We start from the raw sequence: 22,241 nt of genomic DNA on the forward strand, positions 1-22,241 counted from the left end.
AGGCGATGTACGGTTCCGGATTGCCGTGAATCTGTTGGGTGGTCCCGCGCTCACGCCAGAGGAATTTGCCCAACGTAGCCCGAACACCATACTGGGTGCCAGCCTGAGCGTGGTGGCGCCGACCGGCCAATATCAGTCCGCCCGTATCATCAACGTGGGTTCGAACCGATGGGCGTTCAAACCTGAGCTCGGATTGTCCCAGCCAGTCGGCAACTGGTTTGTAGAAGGCGCCGCTGGGGTGTGGGTGTTCACCGACAATACGGACTTTTTTGGTGGCAAGCGACGAAGCCAGTCTCCGCTGGCCGTGCTCCAATGGCATGGAGGCTACACGTGGCGGCCCGGACTGTGGATTGCCGCAGACGTTACGTATCTCACGGGCGGCCGGACCAGCATCAATGCAGTCCAGAACCAGGATCTGCAAAGCAGTACTCGCTATGGGATCACCTTGTCGGTTCGTCTTGCTGCGCAATGGTCAACCAAACTCGCATGATCGCGTGGGCTAACGACTCGCATCGGCAGAAATTTCCAGACCGTCGCGGTCGCGCTCCAATACCGTTGGTTCAATCGCTGACTGAGCGTGGAAATTCGTGTCGCCGCTATTTCCCGCCACGGCGGACGACTTCCCGGCTTGTGGGTGATAGATCCACCTCGAGCTTTCCTCTGATACCGAACAGGCGCTGGTACGAGGGGACGCATGATGATCCGTCCCGGGACGGGGACAACCGGGCAACCACCGTGTGCTGCAGAAAAAGATTGTGTGGATTTATTTAGATATTCAGATTGGCTTCACGTCCTTCTCCGCCGACTGCGCGAACGACACATCTATCGCACAAATCGCAGCCTCGGGCGTGCGCGATGCACTCACGGTTTTGGCAGAGGAAACCTTGCCAGATTAGCAGTTCTAGCGATGCCCTGTATGCCTTTCCTGTTAGCGGATTCGCCGATCAAGTGTCCACAACGGCGGCGGTAATGACCGTTGACACTCGCTTCACTCCCGTTGAGGTGGTCCGGGGCCGATAACCGGAGAGGTCCGGTAAGGCCGACCGCCGAGGACAGCATCCCCGCCCAGGAGGGCACGTTGGTCCGTGCTTTCATGCTGACATTCGAGCGTCGGCCTCGTCCCGGCCTGCGGTCAGCGCCGGCCGTGCCGCGAGGCGACCGCGATCAGTATCCGGGCGGCGGCGGAACTGGCGTGTACACCACGCCGCTGCTCCCATATCCCGCCGCGTACCAGGTCGTGCCACACTTATAGTACGTCGCCTCCTTAACGGCGACGGGGGCTACGTTGCAAGGCGGCGCGACAGGTGCGGGTGTGGGCGCAGGCGAAGCGACGACGACGGTGGTAGTGGGCGCGGGTGGCGGTGTGGTTGCGGCAGCGGCTGCACCGACCACCATTGCCCCAGCCACAAATCCGGCCGCCGCGGAGCCGCTGTCCCAGTCGGAGTCGGAGCAGTTGTTGCAATTACCATTGTAGTTGTTCTGCACATTGGTCACGTTCGTAGCACGCGTGTTCTGCATCTCCTTGGCGGTGGACTGTCGCGCGCTCTGGTTTTGGCTGCTAGTTTGTGCCGCCGCGGTCTGTCGCGCGCTCTGGTTCTGGCTCGACGTAGCCTGGCGCTGGGCCTGGTTCCCGCTCGTGCTCTGCTGTCGGTTCGCCTGATTCTGGCTGGAGGTTGCCTGCATCGAACTCGCCGAACTCTGGCGCGCACTCTGATTCGCACTTGAAGTTGAAGTCGCTGTAGCCTGGCGCGAGGCCTGCCCCTGTTGGGCTGTCGCCCGCTGGTTGCCGCCAGATCGCGAAGCGCCTTGCGCTGCGGTTGTGCCGCCGGAGGACAAAGCTCCAGCCGATGCCGCCCCGCCGCGGGAAAAGCCTCCATCGCCGCCACCACCACGAGCACTGCCGCCTCTTTCGCCTCGTGCGTCTGCTTGATTCATCGAGCCCACCGCGAGTACTGCGGCGACCAGTGCCGTGACGGCACCATCCCATGATCCTGTTTTCATCACTTGACTCCCTTCTTCGCAGACGACTGGCGAGCCGTTGGCGACGCACGCGGAAGCTGCGCTGCGAACGCGACCTTTTGCAGGCCATCGGGAATCTGAGCCGAGAACGTCGCATCGTTCAGCCCGGGCGCGAGATCCCAGCCGACAAATTCCGCCCAGAACTGAGGCTGGCCCACCGCCTTTTTGTAAGTCAGTACGATTCGCTGCAGCAGAGGCTTGTCGCCATCTGATATCCACACCTGAAAATCCACCGTGTCGGTACGCGCGGCCAGATGATAGGACGCAGTGCCGTAGATACTCGTCTTCTCCACATAGTCCACCGATCGTACCCGGGCTTGCAATTCTTCGGGCAGCCGGTTCAACAGCAGCGCCGCGAGCGGCAGGCGCATGCCGAGATCCCTGACGAAATACACGATGCTCTCGTCCAGCGTGCCTGGTTGCGGCGTCGTTGCATAGACTTTGCTCGCGAGGTCGACGAGAACGATCTCTTTCCCGGTGAGCACAACGAGCGTTTTTGCGCCATCGCTGCGCTCGCTTTCCACGCGCATGCGATCGGGCCGGCTCAACGTAACGGTGCGGTATTCGCCGAATTCGATCTTCTGCCCGGACGGCTGCACGGCATCGTACCCGCTGCGCACACCGACGCGAAAGCTAGGCGTCCCGCCAAGGAACTCCGCCATTTTCATCAGAATCGCACGTGCCTGGGTTTGCGCAGCGGTCTCGGGCTCGGCTACCGCGGCACGCGCCGCTGGTTCTTTCTGCGCGGGGGCGGAGTAGGCGGCAGGCGCGGCGGTCAGTACCGTCGCCGCGATGCATAAGCCCCTGGCTGCACAGCGCCACGCTTCAATGGTTAATCGCATGAACTGACTCCTTCTAACAAATGCATTCCGGTCCGACCGGCGAGGACCCAGAAGCCGCAGCCCGGTCGAGGGGAGCGGCTACAACAAGCGCACGGGGCGTTCCAGCGAGCGCTACTTCGCGGCGGGTACCGTTGCTGCCGCCCCGGTGCGCGTCGGGTCACTCACGATTTTGCCCCCAACGTCCTGCAGCAGCCGCTGGAATTCGGGCGACGCCATGATGATCTTCCCCGCAGCGGCGCGCAGGCGGTCGACGGCCTCGGCCGACAGGGAGAACGACGTGGGCTGCTCATTCAGGTAATCCAGTTCTGTCTGGTCCGTCAACTGGGCGAACGACACGTCGATGGCATAGATCGTCGTGTCCGGGGTACGCAATGCCTTTGCTATGGCCATATCCTTGTTGGTGGCATAGACAGGCGCCTCGCGGATCCGGCGCATGGATTGCCACTGTGCCTGCTTGTCCCTCAACAGTTCAGTCGCCTCGTAGGAATAGTGGTCGATCGGAACGCCCGCCGCTTTCACCAGTATCTGCAGCGTGCCCGGCGGGGATTCAGACGTGTCCCATACGGTCTTGGGCGTAGATACCGAGTTGACGACAAAAACGATGATCCTGCGGATATGATCGAGTGGCGTGGACTGACCGACTGACTGCAGCGCTTCCATGATCTCCAGCGAATCCAGCACGCTCCGCATGCCGACGTTGTCCGAAACGCCGCCGTCCACGACATGGATGTATGGCCGGTTGACGCCATCCCCGAACTCCGCCTCCTCCTTCAAATGGCGGGTCGCGCGTGCCGCTGGCCGCGGCGGGTCGACGGAGTCGACAAACGGCTTGATCCAGGCGGGTGGCGCGTAGCCGCACGTGCCGCCGTAATTGTTCAGCGTAATGGGCGAGAGCACCACCGGTACTGCCGACGATGCGGCCGCGGCACGGGAAAGGCGTATCGCACTCAGATCCGAGCAGAGCACGTCGAAGGTGGCCTGGGTAAAAGGCAGACGGGCCCCGGTGGAAATGTCAGTGGCCGATGCGATGATGAACGGGCCTTTCCCGCGATCAAGATCGCCAAACGTCGCGCCGTTGAACAGGATCTCGTCGTATAGATCGGCCGCCAGTTCCGAACGACCCCAGCCGCTTGACCACAGTGACGGCCAGTAGGTCGGGTTTAAAGTGCGTGAAGTGATCGCCCCCTGCACGTCGCGTTTGAGAAAGCGCTGTTCGTAGTCGTCGAAGAGCTTGTCACCGTAGAGCCCGTAGGCGAGCGCGGTAAAGCTGCCGCCCGACACGCCAGTGATTACGCCGACATGATCAAGCAGGCGTGACTTGCCTTTAGGTCCGACGACCTGGGTATTCCGTAGAAACTCGAGGACGCCGTACGAGAACGCGGCAGCGCGTGTGCCGCCGCCCGAAAAGGCAAGCACCACCAGGTTTTCGTCGGCCGTCGAATACTGCGGGCGCGTGACGAATCGGTAGCCGGTATTCGGATCGGCGTGGGTAATCGGCGGGTTGATCGGACGGCTAGCGCAGCCGCCGAGCAGGAGCAACAACGCAAGTACCAGCCATGGTGGCGTCGGTAATCGAATCACGTGTCCTCCGGATCGCTTCATACAGCATTCACTTCTATCGGTTCCCCGGCGCTCGGATCTTATGTGCGTCGGCTTCGGGTTTGCTTCCGCCGCTATCACGCCGAGGGCGAGCCACTCCTGAAAGTAAGCGAGCCAGCTCTTCAGGACCGCGGCGTGTACCAGATCGGCGATGTGTAGGCGCGCTCCTGGATAGTCATTGGTACTTCGGGCGGCATCCTGACCTTGAAGTACTTCGCGTCATAGGCGGTCCAGCGCGGTGTCGGGATTTCGATCACGCGGGCATAGTAGAAGGCTCGCAAGCCGGCGTCGAAATCCGGATCACGCCAAACCGTGATGAGTTCTGGATCGCCGATGGAGTTGCTGTAGGTAGCGTTGGGCACGTCGACGGTGTTGCCCACGGCCGGCAGCTTGCCGTCGGCACCAGGGGTTCGCTTGTCCGACCACACGACGTCGTAGACCTTCTCCTGCAATTCGCCCTGCCGGTCCAGCCAACCCTTCACAATCTGGATGCGGTCGAGATTGGCGCCAATCGGATCCTTCAGCGCCGCTACCATGAAGGTCGGCGCCTTGCCCTTCGGCGCGTCGCGCAGGTCGCCGCCCATCGGCACGCCCTTGTGGTAGCCGATCGCGGCCGGCATGCGGGTCCTCGCGTCCAGGGCATCGAAATCGAAGCCTCCGAAAAAGCGCACCACCATGCGAGGACCCGTGGTCGCGTAAACCTCCTTGCGCTGCATGGCGTCGAAGATCGATTCGCGGGTGTTCTCGTTGGCCCACACCGCCGCATAGCCCGACGAACTCTGCTCCCAGCCCATGATGACAGCCTTGTCGGTCTTCATGAAAGGGTGCATCGCGCGGTCCTTGCCTGGTTCGGAGCTCGAGGTCTTGCCGAAGAAGTTGTCTTCCTCCACGGCCGTAAGTCCGGTATGGGCATCGGTCGAGCCGACCATGCCGAACTTGTACGGATTCACACCCAGCTTTTGTTCGAGCTTCAGGCCGGTCTTTAAGGCCGAACGTGCGTATTCGTACTGCAGCATCTCCGGCTTCTTGAGTTCGCTGGAATCGAGGTTGCCCTTGTCCCAGCGTTCGAAATTGGCAAACTCGTCGTTGGGAGACAGGAAAGGATGGGTTTCACCATCGCCCTTGATCTGAGTCGCTTCATAAAGCCGCTCCCAGCGCGCCCGCGTCTCCGCGTAAGCGCGATCGATCGGCTTGCCGCCGAACGACTCGATGACGGGGAACATGCGTCCATTACTCAGGTTGCCGTTGTGAGCAATGGCCAGCACATTACCGCCGGTCTTCTGCTCGTAGGCCGCCATCCATTTCCACAGATCGCGCGGGTTGTCGCTACCGAGCGGAGGAAGGACAGTGAAAGGTTCAACCATGCTGGCGCGCCGGCCATCATCGCGAAATATCACGTTGCGGTGCAGGTTGTTGCCGCCCGTGTTGGAGGTCCATTCGTAGCCAATGAATGCGGTGAAGCGGCCCGGGTCATTCGCCTCTTCCGCCGCCTTGATCGTCTCGCGCCAAGCCGAGCGGTAGGGTGTGCTGCCAGGGCTGTACAGCAGCGCTGGCGGAAACTTTCCCTGCGAGAAAGCGACGATGATCTCCATTGCAGCGTCGCCGCCCTTTCCCTCCTGCACCATGTCGTACCACCGGCGTCCGGTCGGATCGGCCAGCATTTCCGGCTTGCCGGCGAGCAAGTCGGGGAAGAAGCCCATGTTGTCGGAGTGATCGGTTACGACGAGGAAGTCGAGCGGACGCGATAGCTTCGCGCGCTGCCCGCTGGAAGCGGTGACCTCTTCGCCCTTCGCAAAGCGGTAGGCCTCTTTCGGCCCGAGACGAGCGCCGAAAGCGCCGGCGTCCATCGAATACGATGTATGCAAATGGGTATCGCCGAAGAATGGACGCGTCGGAAAGCTGCGGCCCGCGTAGGGCGAGTACGGGGCATTGGGAAAGGCTTTCTCTGCGGCTTCATGATCGAGGGTGCCGACGTCAGTAGCCGACGGGTCAGCGGCTGCCGCGCTCCACCCTGGCGACAGAGTGGCGAAGGCGACCATCGCGGCAGTTGCGCCAAGCTTACGCATGCTCATGGTGCTCTCCAGCTATCGTGTTGCTCGTCATGCATGCATGCGTCAGAACATTGCCACCCGCTGGATGACCCAGAACATGGCCAGCGTGCCGATGGCATAGGACGGCAGCGGGGCCAACCAATGCAGCGCTGTCCAGCGCATCCGGCGGGTAAGCGCCATTACGGCGAGCACGGCTGCGATAAAGCTCAACTGCCCAGCCTCCACACCAACGTTGAAGGTCAGCAGCGCAAGTGGGATGTCAACCTGCGGTAGCCCAACCTCGGCCAGTGCGCCAGCAAAGCCTAGACCATGCAGCAAACCGAAGACGAACGCCACCAGCCAGGGCCGCCGGGCGGTGAAACCGGGGCTTGAGGCGACGGCTGCACCCCGCCGGTGGCGCTGCGCGATTTCGTTGGCTACGAATACGATCGACAGCGCGATGACGGCCTCCACCGGTGCCTGGGGCACGTGCACGATGCCGAGCGTGGCGAGCGCGAGTGTGATCGAATGGGCGACCGTGAATGCAGTTACCGTCTTCACCAGCCTCACGCCGCCCTTGACGATGAGCACCAGTCCCAACACGAACAGCAGGTGATCGACACCTGTCAGAATGTGCTCGACGCCAAGCGCGAAATAGCTGGCCGCCACGTCCCAGGCTGACGTGCGGTCAGCCACGACCAGAGCCGGCCGGGTCGGTTTAAGCAATTCGGTCTGCACCCGGCCGTCGAGAAACTGGATGCGCACCAGCACGTCGGTCATCGTAGTAGCCAGACCATCAATTTCGATACGTTGACCGGCAAGGCCGCCTCGACAATCCACTAGCCGGCGGTCGATCGCGAAATGGCCCAGTAGCTCACGGCTGGGCGTCGAAGCATCGATGCAGCGATCCGGCCAGACCGGAGCAAGCCCGAGCACCTGCTCGCCCACCTGTGGGAGCTTGAGGAGTACCGCAAAGCGTGAAGGTGTCGACTCCGTGATCTCGAGATAGGCCGGACGCACTTCGTGCGCCAAAATCGGCATCGCGTGCGCACACACAGCCGCCGCGAGTAACAATCGGATTGCCCACGACGACAGCAGGCCGTCCGGCTTCATGGCTTCGGTGTGTCGTTCACGACGACACTGTAGCGGGCGCGCAACCGGGCCATGGCTTGCGCATTGAGCTCACGCTGCTGTTCTTCGGCCCAGTCGGTTCGCAAGCGGCGGTCGAGGTCGGCGGCGTCTTCGCCCGGCGGCTCGCTGCAAGCTTCCAGTCGCACCAGATGCCAACCGTAGCTCGATCGAAACGGACCGGCCCAAGTCCCTACCGATAGCGCCGACGCGGTGGTGACAGCGCTCGCGAACTCCGGACCGAAAAGATCGCGCAACTGCGTCTGGCTCCGTGCGGTCTGGCGCAGGTCGAGTAGCGAGGGATCGCCGAGGTTTTTCGCTCGGATGTCGCCTGGAGCATCGCGCAGCCGCGACAAGGCCTCCCTGGCGTCCAGTTCGGCGCGCTCATGACGGCCTGCTGTGCTGAAGTAGACGTGCTCGAAGGTCCAGCGGGGACCTTGCGAATAGCGATGAGCATTCTGGCTTCGATATCTCGCCAGGTCCTCGGCGGTCGGTTCGCGCAGTGCGGCGACATCTTGCAACAGGAACTGGGTTTTCTGCGCAAGGCGGCGCCGTATGACTGTATCGTCCCGGTCCAATCCGAGCGCGAGGCCTTCACGGTAAAGGACCTCTTCATTGATGCGGTCGTTGAGCAGCGCCTGCATCTCAGCCGCGCTCGGGGACCGGCGCCATTGCGCTGTAAAACCCAGCCGCAGGTGATCGATGTCGCCCCGCATAAGAATTACTTGGCGCGAATCATCCGACGCCACGCGCTTTGACTGCAGCAGCGCGAAGACGCCGAACAGCACGGCGCCCAATATCAGGAAGTGGACAAAGGGCTCCCTCAGCGGCCGCACGGTGAGCATCCGAACATATGCCCTTGTCATTGCTTCCTCTGCCTTTTCCAAGGGTTAGTCTTTCGCAAGGCAAACCGTACTAGGTGCTGGCTGCCAATTTAGTTCGGCCTTGCGTTTCGCGCCTGCCGCTCTCGACCGCCAGCTCGGTGGGCATCAACCGGAGTTAACCGATGCACAAGGCCGCCGGGCTGCTTTTGCGCCGCGAGTCGTCCCATGCACGAGTTGTCTCAGAGAAAGCAATTACTTTCGCACTCTAGATGCAATACTGCGTTCTCGCCATTGGACTTTGGTCCTACGTCCGTCGGATCTTGACGGACCCCGAAGAACTCGTGCAGGCTAGCCAGCCGTATGCAGACGATTAAAGTCCGACGATGACGAACCCGGACGGCTGTGTGTAAGGCGTTAAAGCGAAGGACTCGAAACTGTGCTTTGCGCTAGAACCGGAACGTCGCACTCAGCGCCGGGCCATTCAGTCGCAGCGTCTGCACGAGCTGGTCACCCGAGCCGTAGAGCGCGAGATAGCGATACGACAGAGTTATGTCGCCCCACTTCATTGCGTAACCAACGCCCGCTATCGCTTGCCAGGTGACGTCCTAGGTGCCGGTGCCCACGTCGAGGTAGAACGGCAGGTACCAGCGGCCGTCGCCAGTCAGCGACACGCGAGCGCGCACGCCGACAAAGCCGTCATAGATATCCTGCCGTTGCGACATATGGAATGTGGGATTGAAACCCGCTCCAGATCCCCCGAGACTTGCATTGACCGAAGCGTCGAGCGAACTGCTCACACCAAGATAACGCACGCCCGCAATCGCATCGAAGGTCGCTCGCGGAAGTACCGCGATCGTGCGGCCGCCGCCCAACTGGATCAGTGTGCCCTTGAAACTCGTTTCGCCGCTACCTTCTGATTCGCGTTCCAGATTTCCGCTACCCCTCGTCTGTACAGTAGTGGAGTGGCGTCCAAAATTCAGGTAGATCGCGTCGACGAAAATACTCCAGTCGCCCTTGCGCGCTTCGCCTTGCAGCATCGCGGCGAATCGCAGGTGCTGCAGGTAGTTGTACGGACCGGTCGACGCATCGGCCTCCCCGCCATCCGGCAACGAGAATCGCAACGACCCGCTCGCATTGGCTAGCCAGAGGTAAGGGGTCAGGGCGAATTGCCAGTGATTGTCAGCGTCCGCATGCGGGGGGGGCTTGCGCCCGCAACGCTGGGCTCATGAGCACGGCGCAGGTAAGCGCACCATGAAAAAAACGACGGCACATTACAGACCCCAGCTGATTGAACTTTCTAGATCCAAGTCTAGTAGCAACCCTGAGAGGGGAACATCGGACCTTGGCCCTATGGCGAGTTAGCGGCCGAAGCCGCTGGTTCCCGCCAGTCATCGACAGATGACCCAATATGGCAAATTCAGACGAAAAGCTTAAAACCCTTCGGGCGCGGCGCCGTCGTCAATACGATATCGCCTGGGCCGGATTCGTTCCCGCCCTCTCGATAGCAGCGCCCGGATGACGCGCGAATTCTTGTTGGCAGCGGAACGCAGGTAGTTGCGCGCGCGTCGTGCGATCAACTGCTGCAGCCCGACGCTCTGTGCGTCAGTTTTACCTTTGATCCAGCTGAGCACCGCTCACGCACCATGAATCGACCGTCAGCAGGAGTGTTGTGGTTGTGCAGTTGCAACTGTATTCATCCATATCGCCGCTACTGTATCGTGTCGTGAGGGCTCGTCGTGCGGCATGGGTTCCGCTCTGACCAATACAACGAGACATTGAGGGTACTCTGTCAGGTCGCCATCTGCCAAAAGAGGCACCCCCTTATCAGGTGGTAGCAAAGGTCGACTCCGTCCATGAAACGTTCCGCCAGCGTTGCTCTGTTCTGTGCCTCGCTCTCCGCCGCCCCGGCCTTCGCCTCCGGCGACTGCAAATTCCTGAAAAAGGTCGCTTTGCCCGAGAAACAAACCGCCGTGGTAGCCACTGGCGATCTGGAAGCCTGCTCACTCGGCAGTTATACCGTGCGTATCTACTCATCAGGAAATGTCCAACCCGGCGATGACACGACCTTTTACAGGTTCGGCCTCCTGCACGAGCGCGATGGGACAGTTGAAGACGCGTTTCTGGCCAACCTGGGGCCAAGTGCGCCAACATCCTTGATCGTCAAGATGCGATCAGTGGGCAGCGGCGGCTATGTGAGCGCGCGCGCCTACGTGGTTGACAAGAACGGCATTCATCCGGTGGCCACGGTAGGCGACCAGCAACCGCAGACCGATGTTGTGGCTGCTCTGAAAAAGCAACTGGCGACGAGATCGAAGTCACGGGCCGGCTTGTCGACAAACTGAAAAGATAGGACCGGTCACAAGGCGAAGACGATCTGGCGCATGCTGACTATAAGTCTCGCTAAAAAAACGTCGTCGAACGGCACCCATGCACGGCTTGCCGGTTTCGGCAAACTGCGTGTCCGCTTCGTGGTAACGGTCACGCTCAAGTGACAGCACGACAGCGAACAGCGAACGCCGGACCATCTATAGGGTCGACTCCGGCCTCGCTCGTAGCGGTCATTCGCTGAGCGCGGGATACGACGCGGCGCGGATGAGCTATAACGGCCGAGTACCAGCCAACCTACCCTATGAGCGAACGGCCGTTGTATCTTGGAAACGGTCATTGAGACAATGCCGGGCCGAGGGGCTCTTGTGGGTCGGTTACGGAAGTTCGCAGCTGAGTCGGGGCGCTCAACCGTGGACCGGGGGATGAACTTCCGGGATCGGCCAATATGCGACGGTCAGCTCTCGAACCATCTGTCCGCTTGAACGTCCGTAGCGACGCTTCAAGCGGACACAGGCTGGCATTGCTGATGGCGCTTCATTGATCTCAAAGGCATGGACCGCAGGGCAACCTGTAAGGCGGCAGCGAAGCTCTTTGGCATGCGTTTCACCACCGTCAAGCTTCCTCGGATAGTTCCGGCGAATTCTCGGATATGCTGAACCAACCTGGCGTTGCATCGATGACAGCCCATAGCTTTTGCGGGATCCCAACGCGCGGAACATCGTTAGCGCAAACTGAAAGGCGGATGGTTTCATCACGACCCTCACGCGCCTGCACCATCCAGTCTGGGTTGATTACGAGGCCCTGACCTACGGCAGCAAGCGCGAGCCCCATCTTTATCCCGGCTTCGGCCTGCTCCGGTGTCCTGATGCCGCCTGCCGCAATCAGTGGGACACGGCCGTTTATGTGATCCTGCAGGATGTGAACGATTGGCCTGTCGTAACTGCCGGTGGCGGGTATTTGATCCAGCGCACAGCCGAGCGAAGCGTGGATATAAGTCGCTCCTGTATCGATCAGGCACGTGACCAACTGGAGGGAATCACTGATGGCCAGTCCTCCGTCTACGGTTTCTTCTACTGATATCCGATAACCAAGCGCGAAGGGACGATCGGCATGATCTGCGATGGTTCGCTTCACAGCCGCCACAACTGCGAGTGGGAACCGCATACGGTTTTCTAGCGAACCGCCCCATCGGTCAACGCGTCGATTCGAATGGGGGGAGAAGAAGTTCTGGATCAAAAAGCCGTGTGCGCCATGAAGCTCAATGCCATCGAAGCCGGCAGCGATAGCGCGTCGCGTGGCGGCAGCGAACGCCTCAATAACCTCCAGGATTTCCTCTTCCTGAAGCTCCCGCGGTACGAGGGCTGAAGCAAACGGGCCTGCGTCACCTTCAACGTCGCTTGCTGCTACTACGTCGCTGACGAGCGTCGGCAACGTCTTCACGCCAGCGTGAAAAATCTGCAGGATCGCATGGGCACCGCCGCTTTTAGCGGCCTTCGCTAGTTTTTTCAGACTTGGAATGAAGCGATCCGCGTACGCGGCAAATTCCCCATTGAAGCCAACCCCATTTTCCTGCACATGCGTGCAGCCGGTGATGACCAAACCGATGTCCTTTACCCGAAGGCGGTAATAGGCATCCTCCTCGTCGGAGACGGTGCCATCGTCGTTGCTAGCCCAGGTTGTCATTGGGGCCATCGCTACTCGATTGCGTACGGTCAGGCCAGGCGCCAGCACTACTGGCTCAAAAAGCTTGCTGTATTTCACGTAACTTTACTTTAGGTTCTGGTGGCTCGGGAACACGGTGGCGGAACGTTGACCACCACCGCGTTTTGAAATCAAACCGTATAGTCGATCTGGCTCATGTGTTCTTTGCCCATACGGTCGCCGAAGACAGGGTATTTCGAAAGCTTCGTGTCGATTTCCTGAATGTCAGTGACCGTAAATTGAAGGCGCTGGGCACCGAGGTTTTCGAGTAGATGTGACTCTGTGCGCGTCCCCGGAATCGGAACGATATTGGGTCCTTTCGCGAGCAGCCAGGCCAGCGACACCTGCGCCGGTGTCGCCCCTTTAGCGGCTGCGTACTCTTTGAGCCACTCGACGATGGGCATGTTCAGCTTCAGGAATTCCTTCGAAAACCGAGGGAATCCAGCACGGAAGTCGTTCTTTTCGTCGAACTTCGTGTTGGTGTCGAAGGCGCCCGTCAGGAACCCCTGGCCCACCGGTGACCACGGCACGAAGCCGATTCCCAGTTCGTTGCATGTGGCCAGTACGCCATTGAGTTCGACATTGCGGGTCCACAGCGAGTATTCCGTCTGCACCGCGGTAACTGGTTGCACGGCATGCGCGCGACGGATTGTTTTCACACTAGCTTCGGAAAGCCCGAAATGCAGCACCTTTCCTTGGGTGATCAGGTCCTTCATCGCTCCGGCGACATCCTCGATCGGGACGGCTGGATCGACGCGGTGCTGGTAATAAAGATCGATGCGATCGGTTCGCAGGCGTTTCAAAGACTCCTCAACAACTTTGCGGATGTGCTCTGGGCGGCTGTTCAGCGCAATCGTTCCGTCAATAGCGAAGCCGAATTTCGTGGCGATCTGCACCTTGTCACGAAACGGCGCAATCGCTTCACCGACGAACTCCTCGCTCAGGTACGGTCCATAGACCTCGGCGGTATCGAAGAATGTGACGCCATGCTCGAAAGCCGTCCGGATCGTCTTCACAGCTTCGTCTTTCGGAACGGGGGCATTGTAGTTACCAGCGAAAGTCATGCAGCCAGCGCCGATTTCCGAGACCTGCAATCCGCCTAATGAGCGTTGTTTCATACCTTGTCCTTTTACGGGTTGAGTATTGGGTTTGCCATGGGGATACGACTTGCCGATACCAAGGGTGAGTTCGGCCGCAGCGACGGCGCCCAGCGCAATTGAACGCCTTACGAATGTGCGACGGCTGTCGCTTTGGAGAGTGTGACGATGCGTTGTTTGGGCCAGCAATCCAGCAGTTTCGTCGCTAACAAGCATGGTTATGCCTCGTGATGTGTGCGGGTGTGACGGTCCGCTGGGTGCATACTGCCAATCTAGCACCGGGAAACTCATACGATTAGATGGCACAATCCTCTTGCCGTTATAGGAAGGGGTTATGAATATGAAGGAGAGCCTGGACGACCTTGCCGCGTTCCTGTCAGTCGCCACAAATAAGAGCTTTACGCGGGCGGCTGCGCAACTGGGCATCTCGCAGCCTGCATTAAGCGCGAAGATTACGTCTCTCGAAGAGAGGTTGGGCGTCCGACTTCTGACGCGCACGACTCGCAGCGTTTCCACGACCGAGGCAGGCGAACGGCTGCTCAGATCGATCTCGCCTCACTTCGAAGGTATTGCCTCTGGCCTTGCCGATCTGAACGCGCTGCGGGACAAACCAGCCGGGAGTCTGCGGATCACATCCGTCGAGCACGCTTCGCAGAAAATTCTGGTGCCGACGTTGGCGAGGCTGCTGCCTGACTACCCCGATATCAGCGTGGAGGTCATCAACGATTACAGCCTGGCTGACATCGTTGCAGAACGGTTTGATGCAGGGATTCGTCTTGGCATGCAGGTAGCGCAAGACATGGTCGCCGTGCGCATTGGCCCAGACTTTGAACAGTGCGTGGTCGGCGCACCCACGTATCTTGAACGGTATGGCACACCCACGAATCCGGACGATCTGACGGAGCATCGATGCATTTCCCTACGGCTTCCGACTTCTGGCGGCGTCTGGTCGTGGCCATTCGTTAACAAAGGGAACGAGCTGAAAGTACGGCCTGGAAGCGAGTTGTCGTTCAACACAATCACGCTTCAGTTGGACAGCGCCCTGGCCGGGCTCGGCCTTGCATACTTGCCGGAAGACGTCGTGAGCGACTATGTCGCGGCCGGGAAACTCGTGCGTGTCCTCGCCGACTGGTCGATGCCGATGTCCGGTTATCACCTCTACTATCCGAGCCGGCGCCATCCGAGTCCGGCATTTACTGTTCTCGTTGATGCTTTGAGATTTCGAGCAACAGTAGCCCCGGAGAGATAGACGCGAGAACCTGTGCGTCTCGCAGGCACTGTGGGTGCACCTCGATGGAAAGAGGTGTACACCGTCGAATAATCAATACGCGTAAGGCAGTGGCAGCCTGGCTATATGAGTCGGTGCGTCTTCAAGACGCTTGGCTCAAGACAAACCAAACGGAGCGTCGGTGCTTCCTAGGGCGCAGGCGACCGTCCGTTATAGCTTAAAAGCCGACCTGGATGCGGCGTGTCGCCGATCGTCCCCTGTGGGTCGACGAGGGCTGGTCGCCGTGGGCCCAGGCCCGGAGGCCCGGCCAGGAAGCGTCACTCGTTTATCCCCTCGCTCAGACATTCAGATGGCTTACGTGTCGTCGGTGGCCACCTGCTCCTCGCGCGCGTATTGTGCAGGCGGCCGCCCGACGTGCCGCGTGAAGGCGACGCTGAAGGTGCTGGCGGAGCTGTAGCCAACGCGCTGTGCCACTTCGGCGACACGGCCTTCATTGCGGCGTAGCAAGTCCTTCGCGAGCGCCATGCGCCAGGTGAGCAAATATTCCATGGGCGCCATCCCGACCCTGCGGTTGAAGCGTTCAAAGAAGGTGGAGCGCGACAGGGCGGCTTCCTTCGCGAGTTCAGCAACCGTCCACGCGCGGGTAGGGTGTTCGTGCATCACGCGGATCGCGGCCGCGAGGCGGGCATCGGATAACCCGCGAACCAGCCCCGGCGACGCAGTCGTTTCCGCCGCGGACCGCAGCGCCTCGATGAGCAGCACTTCCAGCAATCGTGACAGCACGACCTCACGCGCAGGCCGCTGCGCACGTGACTCTTCGCGTACCAGTTGCACAAGGGTGGCGAGCCGCTCTACGCCGCGGACGTGCACGATTTGCGGTAGCAGAGAGACCAGCAGCGATGTGTCGGGTGAACCGAAGCTGCAGTGGCCGACCATCATACGCAAATCCACCGAGCCGTCCGGCTCGCCGATTCCGAATTCATTGTTGCCCAGCGCGATCGGCGCGAGCGTTTCAACTCCCAATGGTGGCGGCACGAGGCTGGACATCGCGACGTCATAGGCCGCGGGAATCAGCACGAAATCTCCCGCGACGAGCTCGATGGGCTCGCGTCCGTCGATCTGCATGCGGCACGCGCCCTCGAGGATCACGTAGTAGAGCGGCTGACCGCTATCCGAGCGGCGCACGCGCCATGAACCCGCACCCAGAACCAGCTTGGAAAAACGCGCGCCCGGCTGCAGCAGCGTCACTACTTCGGCCAATGGATCGATCATCGTCGGACTCTTGCAAATGAAATTCGGATTCTAGATTGTAGTGAGTACGGTCCCGGCGGTCTATCGTAAGGGGATACGCAAACCACCTCACCCAGGAGTTCTCATGAAAACTGTCCTGATCACCGGTTGCTCTTCCGGATTCGGCCTCGAAATCGCCCGTTATTTTCTGACCCGTGACTGGCAAGTCGTGGCCACGATGCGCACGCCACGCGCTGACGTGCTGCCGCGTTCAGATCGCTTGCGCGTGCTGGCGCTCGACGTCACAGATCCGGAAAGCATCCGCAAAGCTGTCGTGGCGGCTGGCCCGATCGACGTGCTCGTCAACAATGCGGGCTTTGGCGCGGCTTCTCCCGCGGAACTGATCCCGATGGCGACAGTGCGCGACATTTTCGAGACCAACACCTTCGGCACGATCGCATTGACGCAAGCGGTGCTGCGCCAGTTCCGGCAGCGTCAGGCTGGGGTTGTCGTGAATGTCACGTCGAGCGTCACGCTGAAGGCGCTGCCCCTAATCGCGGCTTATAGCGCGAGCAAGGCTGCGGTTAACGCATTTACAGAGTCCACGGCGCTCGAAGTCGAGCCGTTCGGCGTGCGGGTCCGGCTGGTACTGCCAGGCCGCGCGCCCGACACCCGGTTCGGCGAGAACGCGCGAACCCGCATACACGGTTTCGACCACGTGTCATACGCGGATCTCGCCGGCAGAGTTGTCGCGGGGTTGCAGGACGCGTCTTCGCCCATCATCCGGGCAGCGGACGTCGCCGAAGCCGTGTGGCGCGCCGCGACGGACCCGTCATCCCCAATGCGCATCCCGGCCGGTGCGGATGCCGAGGCATGGGCGGCTGAAGTTCGCTGACCCGGCGGGACGGATAGAACGAGGCTTGCACGCGCGCGAGTGTGTAACGAAAAGGAGATTGCCATGCAGAACAAACCCGTTGCTCTCTTAACCGGGGCGAATCGAGGAATCGGTCTTCAGATTGCAAAGGATCTCGCGGCACTCGGCTTGACTGTGCCGCCAGGGGCGCGCACCCGACCAGTTGGATGCCATCGTCCAACTCAGGGCAAGTCTGCTATGCAATCGAACGTGTCTATGCACACGACTCGCTGTATGACTCGCTCGTCGAGGAATTCCGCGCGCAGGCGGCCGCACTCAAGCGCAGCAATGCCGCGGGCGACGGCGGCCATTACGGCCCGATGATTTTCGACAGACAGGCGGCCATCATCGACGGCCAATTGGATGATGCGGTGAAAAAGGGTGCATCGATCGTGCTCGGCGGCAGGAGCGAGCGCGTGAACGGCGCGGTGTGGATCGATCCGACTATCGTGACTAACGTCGACTACACGATGACGCTGATGACGGAGGAAACATTTGGCCCGATCGTGCCGGTCATGTGTTTTAGCGACGACACCGAAGATGTTCGACGGTGAGAAAACCGCGTTCAAGAAGTCGGCAATGGGCGGCTCCCGTTATGGCGCCACGAGTATCATGCGATACGTCCGCAAGCGCGCGCTGCTCGCGAATGAAGGGGAGGTCGCTTCCTTGGACAAGCCCGTCGAAAGCGGAGTGTGAACTGCCTGAAGAGACGCGATGGGTGGAAGTCGATGTCGGATTTCGCCCGCCAATATTGTCGCGGCTTCACTCCTCGACGATGTTGAATCAGGTTACCAGGGCGTGCCAGGGTAGGTTCGAGTGAGAAGGGCCCGTTGCCGCTCGGTCCCTTCGCCCATGCAAATATCCGCTGTCAGCCCCCGCCGCAGGAAGGTTCCCTTTTGGCAGTATGTCCGTCCCGCGCGCAATATTCAGCCACGCGGGAGGAAGTGTCCAATTTTTAACAGTTAGTTCAGATAGCGGGGAGCAGGCGTCTGCACTCCCCCACGCTGCGCGTCCTTGCACACAAAGCTGCTCGCCTGGTTTGCATCTCCGCCTTGGTAGACAGGCAGTTGCGGATAGGCGCAAAGGGGGCGCTGCATCACCGGCTGGGGATTTACTCCCGTACTGTACTTACTCGCGACTAGCGGCCCAGGCGGCGTCTTGTTTTCAACCCAATCGACGAGCTGTAATAGAACGTCATGTGTTTTGTCAGGCGGAAGATAGGTTGCGTAAGACTGCCCAAACTCGCCTACGCCCGGTCCCCCGCCGACTGAAGCGCAGTGTCCCATACCTGGCGCTACGTAGTACCGGAAAAACCCTTGTGTGCCGGCCAGATCGCCGCCCTGATCCCGCACAACGCGTTCGTAGTATTCAATCTCGGACGGAAAGGGAACTCCCGGGTCCGCACTACCGCCGTACATGATCAGCTTTCCACCGTTGGACTTGAACTCATTCAGATCAGCGCTGTTCGCGTTCAATGGCGGTGCAAGCAATGCGTCGACCGTGTCCATGTTGTGATCAAAATCAAACGACAGATAATCGTAACCTGTACCGAAGGTCCAGACGAGGTCATAGAGCTGTTGAGCAGGCCATGTTGTAGCGTCCCCCTGATTCACAAGCGATAACGGCAGGTTCTCTGTGCCAAATGGCATACCAGAAAAAATCCGTTCGCCTGTCGAGGGGTTAGTCGGCCCTGCATAGGTCGCCTTTAGCGCCGTCAGTTGTGCGGCCGTGAGGCATGTGTCGTCATCGCTGTTTGAACATTTCGGCAGTGTGTCCGGGTTAAAGTTGCACTGTCGCGGATCCGTGAGGAAGCCGTCGGTCGGTGCGCCGCCATCTTTTCCAGCACACGCCGCAACGACGCTCCTTGTCACCATGTCCAGTTTCCCCTGACTGACTTTGGCGCCTGGCGCGTTCAGAGCCTTGAGGTTCCAGGAGAACATCGCGTTCAGGTGCGTACGATTGAATGCGGGCGCACCGGCGATAATGCCGTTGTAGTCGTTGGGGTATCGTTGAGCTATGGAAAGCGCCTGCTGTCCGCCAGTGGAGCACCCTGAAAAATAAGATGTTTTGGGACCGGTCTTGTAGTATGCACTCACAATTGCCTTCGCGGCGATCGTCATTTCGTGATTTGCGCGGTATCCGAAATCATTCCAACGTTCCGGATGTCCCACCATATTGTTGATATTAGGGGACGTCCCCAAGTCAGTATTTGCCGACGCGAAGCCGCGCTGAAGCCCCATGGCGATTCCTGTGCTGTATGCAATAGAACCGGCACCACCGCCGTTACCTGTGGCTAGGAATCGGCTGTTCCAGCCGGCCTGTGGTAGCCAGATTTCCACGTTGATATGCGAATCTGGCGTCGGTTGCATCAGTGCTGTCACGCGGCAGAAAGCCGGAAGCCCTGTGATAGGGGTGTTCTGGCCAGGCGGGGTGTAACTCCCGGTTGCTATCGACTGCGCACTTTGCACAATACCAGCGGGGATCGCGACATTGGTAAGTGTTTCACACGGCACCTGTGCGCTGGTTGTAGGCGTGATCGTTGAATTGTTGTTGGAATTGTTGTCAACGTGACCGCCACAGCTCGATAGTATTATCGACGCCGCCGCCAGGCATGACACCATCGAAATACCCTCAAGTTCTCTCGCTGTCAGGCCAGGTTGCTCACAGTCTCTGATTGTCATCCCTGTCTCCATAAACCATATCATTAAGCGGTCTGTCGATCTATCCAATTAAATAGGATGCCAAACTACAATGATTTAAGTGTTTGATTGAATCGACTCCTAACCGGAAGTTACTCAAGTGCAGTCGAATCTGCGCTTGGCATCCTAATTTCGTCTCCGCTGGTCGCTATATCAGGAAAGCGAAATGTTCCTTGTCTCCTTCATCGCAAGCATGCCGACAAGTCCGACTGCCGACGCAATCGATACGTAGAAGCCTACCCACGAGAGACCGCCTTGCGCGGCCAGAAGTTGGGCGATGTAAGGAGCCACGGATGCGCCCAGAATCCCCCCGAGGTTATATGACACCCCAGCGCCGGTATAGCGAACATTTGTTGGAAACAACTCCGGTAGCAAGGCGCCCATTGGCGCGAACGTCGTTCCCATCAAAAACAGCTGGATTACGAGGAACAACAGGATAAGACCGGTCGAACCGCTTCCAAGCAGAGGATTCATCAGGAACCCGGAAGCAATTGCAGCGAGGATGCCAGCAATCATCACCGGCTTTCTTCCAAGACGGTCTGAGGCCCACGCCGAAAGCGGTGTTGCCAGAGCCATGAAAGCCACCGCGATACAGAGAAGCCCAAGGAAAGTCTGCCGTGGAATATGTAGAACCGACACTCCGTAAGAAAGGGAAAATGTTGTCGCGTTATAGAACAACGTGTAGCACGGGACCATGGCAAGCGCGCCGAGAATGGTGGGCAACCAGTGGCGCGAGAGCAATTCTGCCACTGGGACTTTCACGCGCTCACGCTTCTCGATCGCAGCCCGGAAAGCAGGTGTCTCCGCAATCTTGAGACGCACATATAGACCCAGCACAACCAGTACTGCGCTTACAAGGAACGGCACCCGCCAGCCCCAGCTCTTGAACTGGACATCGGTAAGAGTAAAGGAGAGTGCGAAAAAAAGTCCGTTTGATGCGAGGAATCCGATCGAAGGTCCAAGTGCGGGGAACATTCCATACCAGCCTCGCTTACCAGTCGGGGCATTTTCAGTGGCGAGCAATGAGGCTCCGCCCCATTCGCCGCCCAAGCCTATTCCTTGACCAAAGCGAAGCACGCACAACAGGATGGGCGCGACGCTGCCGATCGAGTTGTAGCCAGGAAGAAGGCCGATCAATGTGGTCGAGATTCCCATCACCACAAGCGAAACAACCAACGTCGACTTTCGACCGATGCGGTCGCCGAAGTGACCGAATAGAAATGATCCGATGGGGCGGGCGATAAAAGCGATCCCGAACGTCACGAATGCGGACAGCGCCTGAGCTGTTGCTGAACCGTGCGGGAAAAATACTGGCCCAATGACTAGAGCGGCCGCCGTCGCGTATACGTAGAAATCGTAGAATTCAATGGCGGTTCCGATAAAGCTCGCGAACAAGATTCGCGCGCTGCTGTTCTGAGACTCGGCAGCCTTTATCTCGGCATTCGATAACGGTGAGGTCGACATTGCGTTTGTCTCCGGTGTATGTCGCGCTAGTTTTAACGTCGACCGAATGCTAAGAATTTCGAGCGCACAGTCGCACTGGCATCGCATTCTGTGTGCATTTTATAGGCGAATCGCGTGATGCATGAATGGAATTTTGATCGGGATTGACGCTGATAGGGTAATCGTGAATCTTCGTCCTAGGTGTCCGCTTCTAGGCTGTTGACAAGACATCGGGGGCCCCTGAAATGGGGTTTTGTGTCAGAACGAGTAGGGTGCGATTGTCGAAATGAAATTTATGATTTATATATGCAGCGAACGTTTGCACCTAGATCCGCCACGATCCAACCAGTTTGGGGGCGTGTGTAGAGCAAAGCGCAATCGTTACCCGTAAGACTCGGGCCCGGCAGTAATAGAGGCTGGCGGACTTGTTGAAGGGTGGCCCTTGCCCTTGCTGGTCGTAATGGCGTGTAGTCAGCTCCAGCCCGTCTGGAGCAATTTGGGCGTGGACTGCAGCAACCGGCGCCTGTCCTGCGGAAGAGCTGACAGCGTGACGAACCCATAGCAAAGGGATTCCAACAGGAGCGGTCACGAGACCGCTCCGAACTGCATGGCGATCGGTCGGCGAGCTGTTTCCGTTCTCTCAGTCGGGAACATTCAACAGAATGGCCAAGGCGGCGCGACGCGCCAGCCACACGCCAGGGCGGTAACGCGGATCGCCATATACATCCATCAGACCCTTCAACACTGCAAAGATCCGCTTTGCGCCAACGGTGTCGCCGAAGGCGAGGGGACCTAACGGGTAGCCAAGGCCCAGGCGAACCGCAGCGTCGATATCGTGCGGTGTGGCGATTCTTTGCTGGGCAATCTCGCAGGCGGTGTTGACGACAGAGGCGACGATACGTTGTCCAATGAAGCCTCCAGAATCGCGGATGGCCCGTGACGATGCAGCCGGGTCCATATCCATCAATCTGACTTTCAGGCCGGCAACTGCGGCAATCTGAGCGATACCTTGCCCCATAGCCCCGGAACCCACTATGCCAATCCGAGGATTTTGGAAGTCTCGCATATTGACCTCAGACCCGTTCAATCGCGATCGCAATACCCTGGCCAACGCCGATACACATCGTGCACAGCGCAAAACGGCCTTGCGTGCGATGCAA

17 protein-coding genes are annotated in these 22,241 nt (G+C 59.6%); 5 read left to right on the forward strand and 12 right to left on the reverse strand.

The window, feature by feature from the left end:
• The first annotated feature begins 25 nt into the window (after window positions 1-25).
• Window positions 26-490, forward strand: a complete 465-nt coding sequence (locus tag P0D71_RS17500; RefSeq protein WP_408481235.1) for a transporter — start codon at window positions 26-28, stop codon at window positions 488-490.
• 1,510 nt (window positions 491-2,000) lie between these two features.
• Here P0D71_RS17500 and P0D71_RS17505 read toward each other — a convergent pair.
• The 6 genes from P0D71_RS17505 to P0D71_RS17530 all read right to left on the reverse strand — a co-directional run bounded on the left by P0D71_RS17505 (window position 2,001) and on the right by P0D71_RS17530 (window position 9,563).
• Entirely contained in the window at window positions 2,001-2,861 is an 861-nt protein-coding gene (locus P0D71_RS17505) for a DUF2092 domain-containing protein (protein WP_408183845.1), read from the reverse strand.
• Between the two features lie 111 nt (window positions 2,862-2,972).
• The gene (locus tag P0D71_RS17510; RefSeq protein WP_408297862.1) at window positions 2,973-4,442 is read right to left on the reverse strand and encodes a patatin-like phospholipase family protein; all 1,470 of its coding nucleotides are present in this window, start codon (window positions 4,440-4,442) and stop codon (window positions 2,973-2,975) included.
• Window positions 4,443-4,582: 140 nt separating this feature from the next.
• A complete protein-coding gene (locus tag P0D71_RS17515; protein WP_408481237.1) occupies window positions 4,583-6,532 on the reverse strand; it encodes a DUF3604 domain-containing protein in 1,950 nt (649 codons plus the stop codon).
• A gap of 42 nt (window positions 6,533-6,574) precedes the next feature.
• Window positions 6,575-7,603 carry a HupE/UreJ family protein gene (locus P0D71_RS17520; protein WP_408468616.1) on the reverse strand — a complete coding sequence of 343 codons (1,029 nt, stop codon included), beginning with the start codon at window positions 7,601-7,603 and terminating at the stop codon, window positions 6,575-6,577.
• On the reverse strand, window positions 7,600-8,505 hold the full coding sequence (locus tag P0D71_RS17525; RefSeq protein WP_408481238.1) for a peptidylprolyl isomerase: 906 nt from the start codon (window positions 8,503-8,505) through the stop codon (window positions 7,600-7,602). The genes P0D71_RS17520 and P0D71_RS17525 overlap by 4 nt, the downstream gene beginning before the upstream one ends.
• A 542-nt stretch (window positions 8,506-9,047) precedes the next feature.
• A complete protein-coding gene (locus P0D71_RS17530) occupies window positions 9,048-9,563 on the reverse strand; it encodes a hypothetical protein (RefSeq protein WP_408481240.1) in 516 nt (171 codons plus the stop codon).
• 732 nt (window positions 9,564-10,295) lie between these two features.
• Between P0D71_RS17530 and P0D71_RS17535 the strand changes: the two genes are divergently transcribed.
• Complete coding sequence (locus P0D71_RS17535; protein ID WP_408297872.1) at window positions 10,296-10,784, forward strand: PliI family lysozyme inhibitor of I-type lysozyme; 489 nt, start codon at window positions 10,296-10,298, stop codon at window positions 10,782-10,784.
• A 598-nt stretch (window positions 10,785-11,382) separates the two neighbouring features.
• Here the strand turns inward: P0D71_RS17535 and P0D71_RS17540 are convergent.
• Both P0D71_RS17540 and P0D71_RS17545 read right to left on the reverse strand, forming a co-directional pair.
• Window positions 11,383-12,531 (reverse strand): NADH-dependent flavin oxidoreductase, encoded by a 1,149-nt coding sequence (locus P0D71_RS17540; protein WP_408481242.1) that lies wholly within the window; start codon window positions 12,529-12,531, stop codon window positions 11,383-11,385.
• 71 nt (window positions 12,532-12,602) lie between these two features.
• Window positions 12,603-13,589 carry an aldo/keto reductase gene (locus P0D71_RS17545; RefSeq protein WP_408297912.1) on the reverse strand — a complete coding sequence of 329 codons (987 nt, stop codon included), beginning with the start codon at window positions 13,587-13,589 and terminating at the stop codon, window positions 12,603-12,605.
• A 313-nt stretch (window positions 13,590-13,902) separates the two neighbouring features.
• Here P0D71_RS17545 and P0D71_RS17550 point away from each other — a divergent pair, with 313 nt between their 5' ends.
• On the forward strand, window positions 13,903-14,817 hold the full coding sequence (locus P0D71_RS17550; protein WP_408481244.1) for a LysR family transcriptional regulator: 915 nt from the start codon (window positions 13,903-13,905) through the stop codon (window positions 14,815-14,817).
• A 333-nt stretch (window positions 14,818-15,150) separates the two neighbouring features.
• Here P0D71_RS17550 and P0D71_RS17555 read toward each other — a convergent pair whose 3' ends face one another.
• Complete coding sequence (locus P0D71_RS17555; RefSeq protein WP_091808509.1) at window positions 15,151-16,068, reverse strand: AraC family transcriptional regulator; 918 nt, start codon at window positions 16,066-16,068, stop codon at window positions 15,151-15,153.
• A 103-nt stretch (window positions 16,069-16,171) separates the two neighbouring features.
• Here P0D71_RS17555 and P0D71_RS17560 point away from each other — a divergent pair, with 103 nt between their 5' ends.
• Together P0D71_RS17560 and P0D71_RS17565 are read left to right on the forward strand one after the other, a co-directional pair.
• Window positions 16,172-16,921, forward strand: a complete 750-nt coding sequence (locus P0D71_RS17560; RefSeq protein WP_408481246.1) for an SDR family oxidoreductase — start codon at window positions 16,172-16,174, stop codon at window positions 16,919-16,921.
• 185 nt (window positions 16,922-17,106) lie between these two features.
• On the forward strand, window positions 17,107-17,493 hold the full coding sequence (locus P0D71_RS17565; protein ID WP_408481248.1) for an aldehyde dehydrogenase family protein: 387 nt from the start codon (window positions 17,107-17,109) through the stop codon (window positions 17,491-17,493).
• 408 nt (window positions 17,494-17,901) lie between these two features.
• Here P0D71_RS17565 and P0D71_RS17570 read toward each other — a convergent pair whose 3' ends face one another.
• The 3 genes from P0D71_RS17570 to P0D71_RS17580 form a co-directional block, all read right to left on the reverse strand.
• Window positions 17,902-19,620 carry a tannase/feruloyl esterase family alpha/beta hydrolase gene (locus tag P0D71_RS17570; protein WP_408481250.1) on the reverse strand — a complete coding sequence of 573 codons (1,719 nt, stop codon included), beginning with the start codon at window positions 19,618-19,620 and terminating at the stop codon, window positions 17,902-17,904.
• 171 nt (window positions 19,621-19,791) lie between these two features.
• Window positions 19,792-21,102 carry an MFS transporter gene (locus tag P0D71_RS17575; protein WP_408481252.1) on the reverse strand — a complete coding sequence of 437 codons (1,311 nt, stop codon included), beginning with the start codon at window positions 21,100-21,102 and terminating at the stop codon, window positions 19,792-19,794.
• Between the two features lie 619 nt (window positions 21,103-21,721).
• Window positions 21,722-22,147: a 3-hydroxyacyl-CoA dehydrogenase family protein gene (locus tag P0D71_RS17580; RefSeq protein WP_408481268.1), complete on the reverse strand. Its 426-nt coding sequence runs from the start codon at window positions 22,145-22,147 to the stop codon at window positions 21,722-21,724.
• Window positions 22,148-22,241 lie beyond the last annotated feature (94 nt).

The sequence above is a fragment of the Paraburkholderia sp. RL17-383-BIF-A genome, assembly GCF_046028015.1.
Taxonomy (GTDB): Bacteria; Pseudomonadota; Gammaproteobacteria; order Burkholderiales; family Burkholderiaceae; genus Paraburkholderia.

Coding starts and splice junctions, on each gene's coding strand:
- P0D71_RS17555 (WP_091808509.1), bottom strand. CDS start 16,068: ATGATCGATCCATTGGCCGAAGTAGTGACGCTGCTGCAGCCGGGCGCG.
- P0D71_RS17515 (WP_408481237.1), bottom strand. CDS start 6,532: ATGAGCATGCGTAAGCTTGGCGCAACTGCCGCGATGGTCGCCTTCGCC.
- P0D71_RS17545 (WP_408297912.1), bottom strand. CDS start 13,589: ATGAAACAACGCTCATTAGGCGGATTGCAGGTCTCGGAAATCGGCGCT.
- P0D71_RS17505 (WP_408183845.1), bottom strand. CDS start 2,861: ATGCGATTAACCATTGAAGCGTGGCGCTGTGCAGCCAGGGGCTTATGC.
- P0D71_RS17575 (WP_408481252.1), bottom strand. CDS start 21,102: ATGTCGACCTCACCGTTATCGAATGCCGAGATAAAGGCTGCCGAGTCT.
- P0D71_RS17520 (WP_408468616.1), bottom strand. CDS start 7,603: ATGAAGCCGGACGGCCTGCTGTCGTCGTGGGCAATCCGATTGTTACTC.
- P0D71_RS17580 (WP_408481268.1), bottom strand. CDS start 22,147: ATGCGAGACTTCCAAAATCCTCGGATTGGCATAGTGGGTTCCGGGGCT.
- P0D71_RS17565 (WP_408481248.1), top strand. CDS start 17,107: ATGCCATCGTCCAACTCAGGGCAAGTCTGCTATGCAATCGAACGTGTC.
- P0D71_RS17550 (WP_408481244.1), top strand. CDS start 13,903: ATGAATATGAAGGAGAGCCTGGACGACCTTGCCGCGTTCCTGTCAGTC.
- P0D71_RS17535 (WP_408297872.1), top strand. CDS start 10,296: ATGAAACGTTCCGCCAGCGTTGCTCTGTTCTGTGCCTCGCTCTCCGCC.
- P0D71_RS17570 (WP_408481250.1), bottom strand. CDS start 19,620: ATGACAATCAGAGACTGTGAGCAACCTGGCCTGACAGCGAGAGAACTT.
- P0D71_RS17560 (WP_408481246.1), top strand. CDS start 16,172: ATGAAAACTGTCCTGATCACCGGTTGCTCTTCCGGATTCGGCCTCGAA.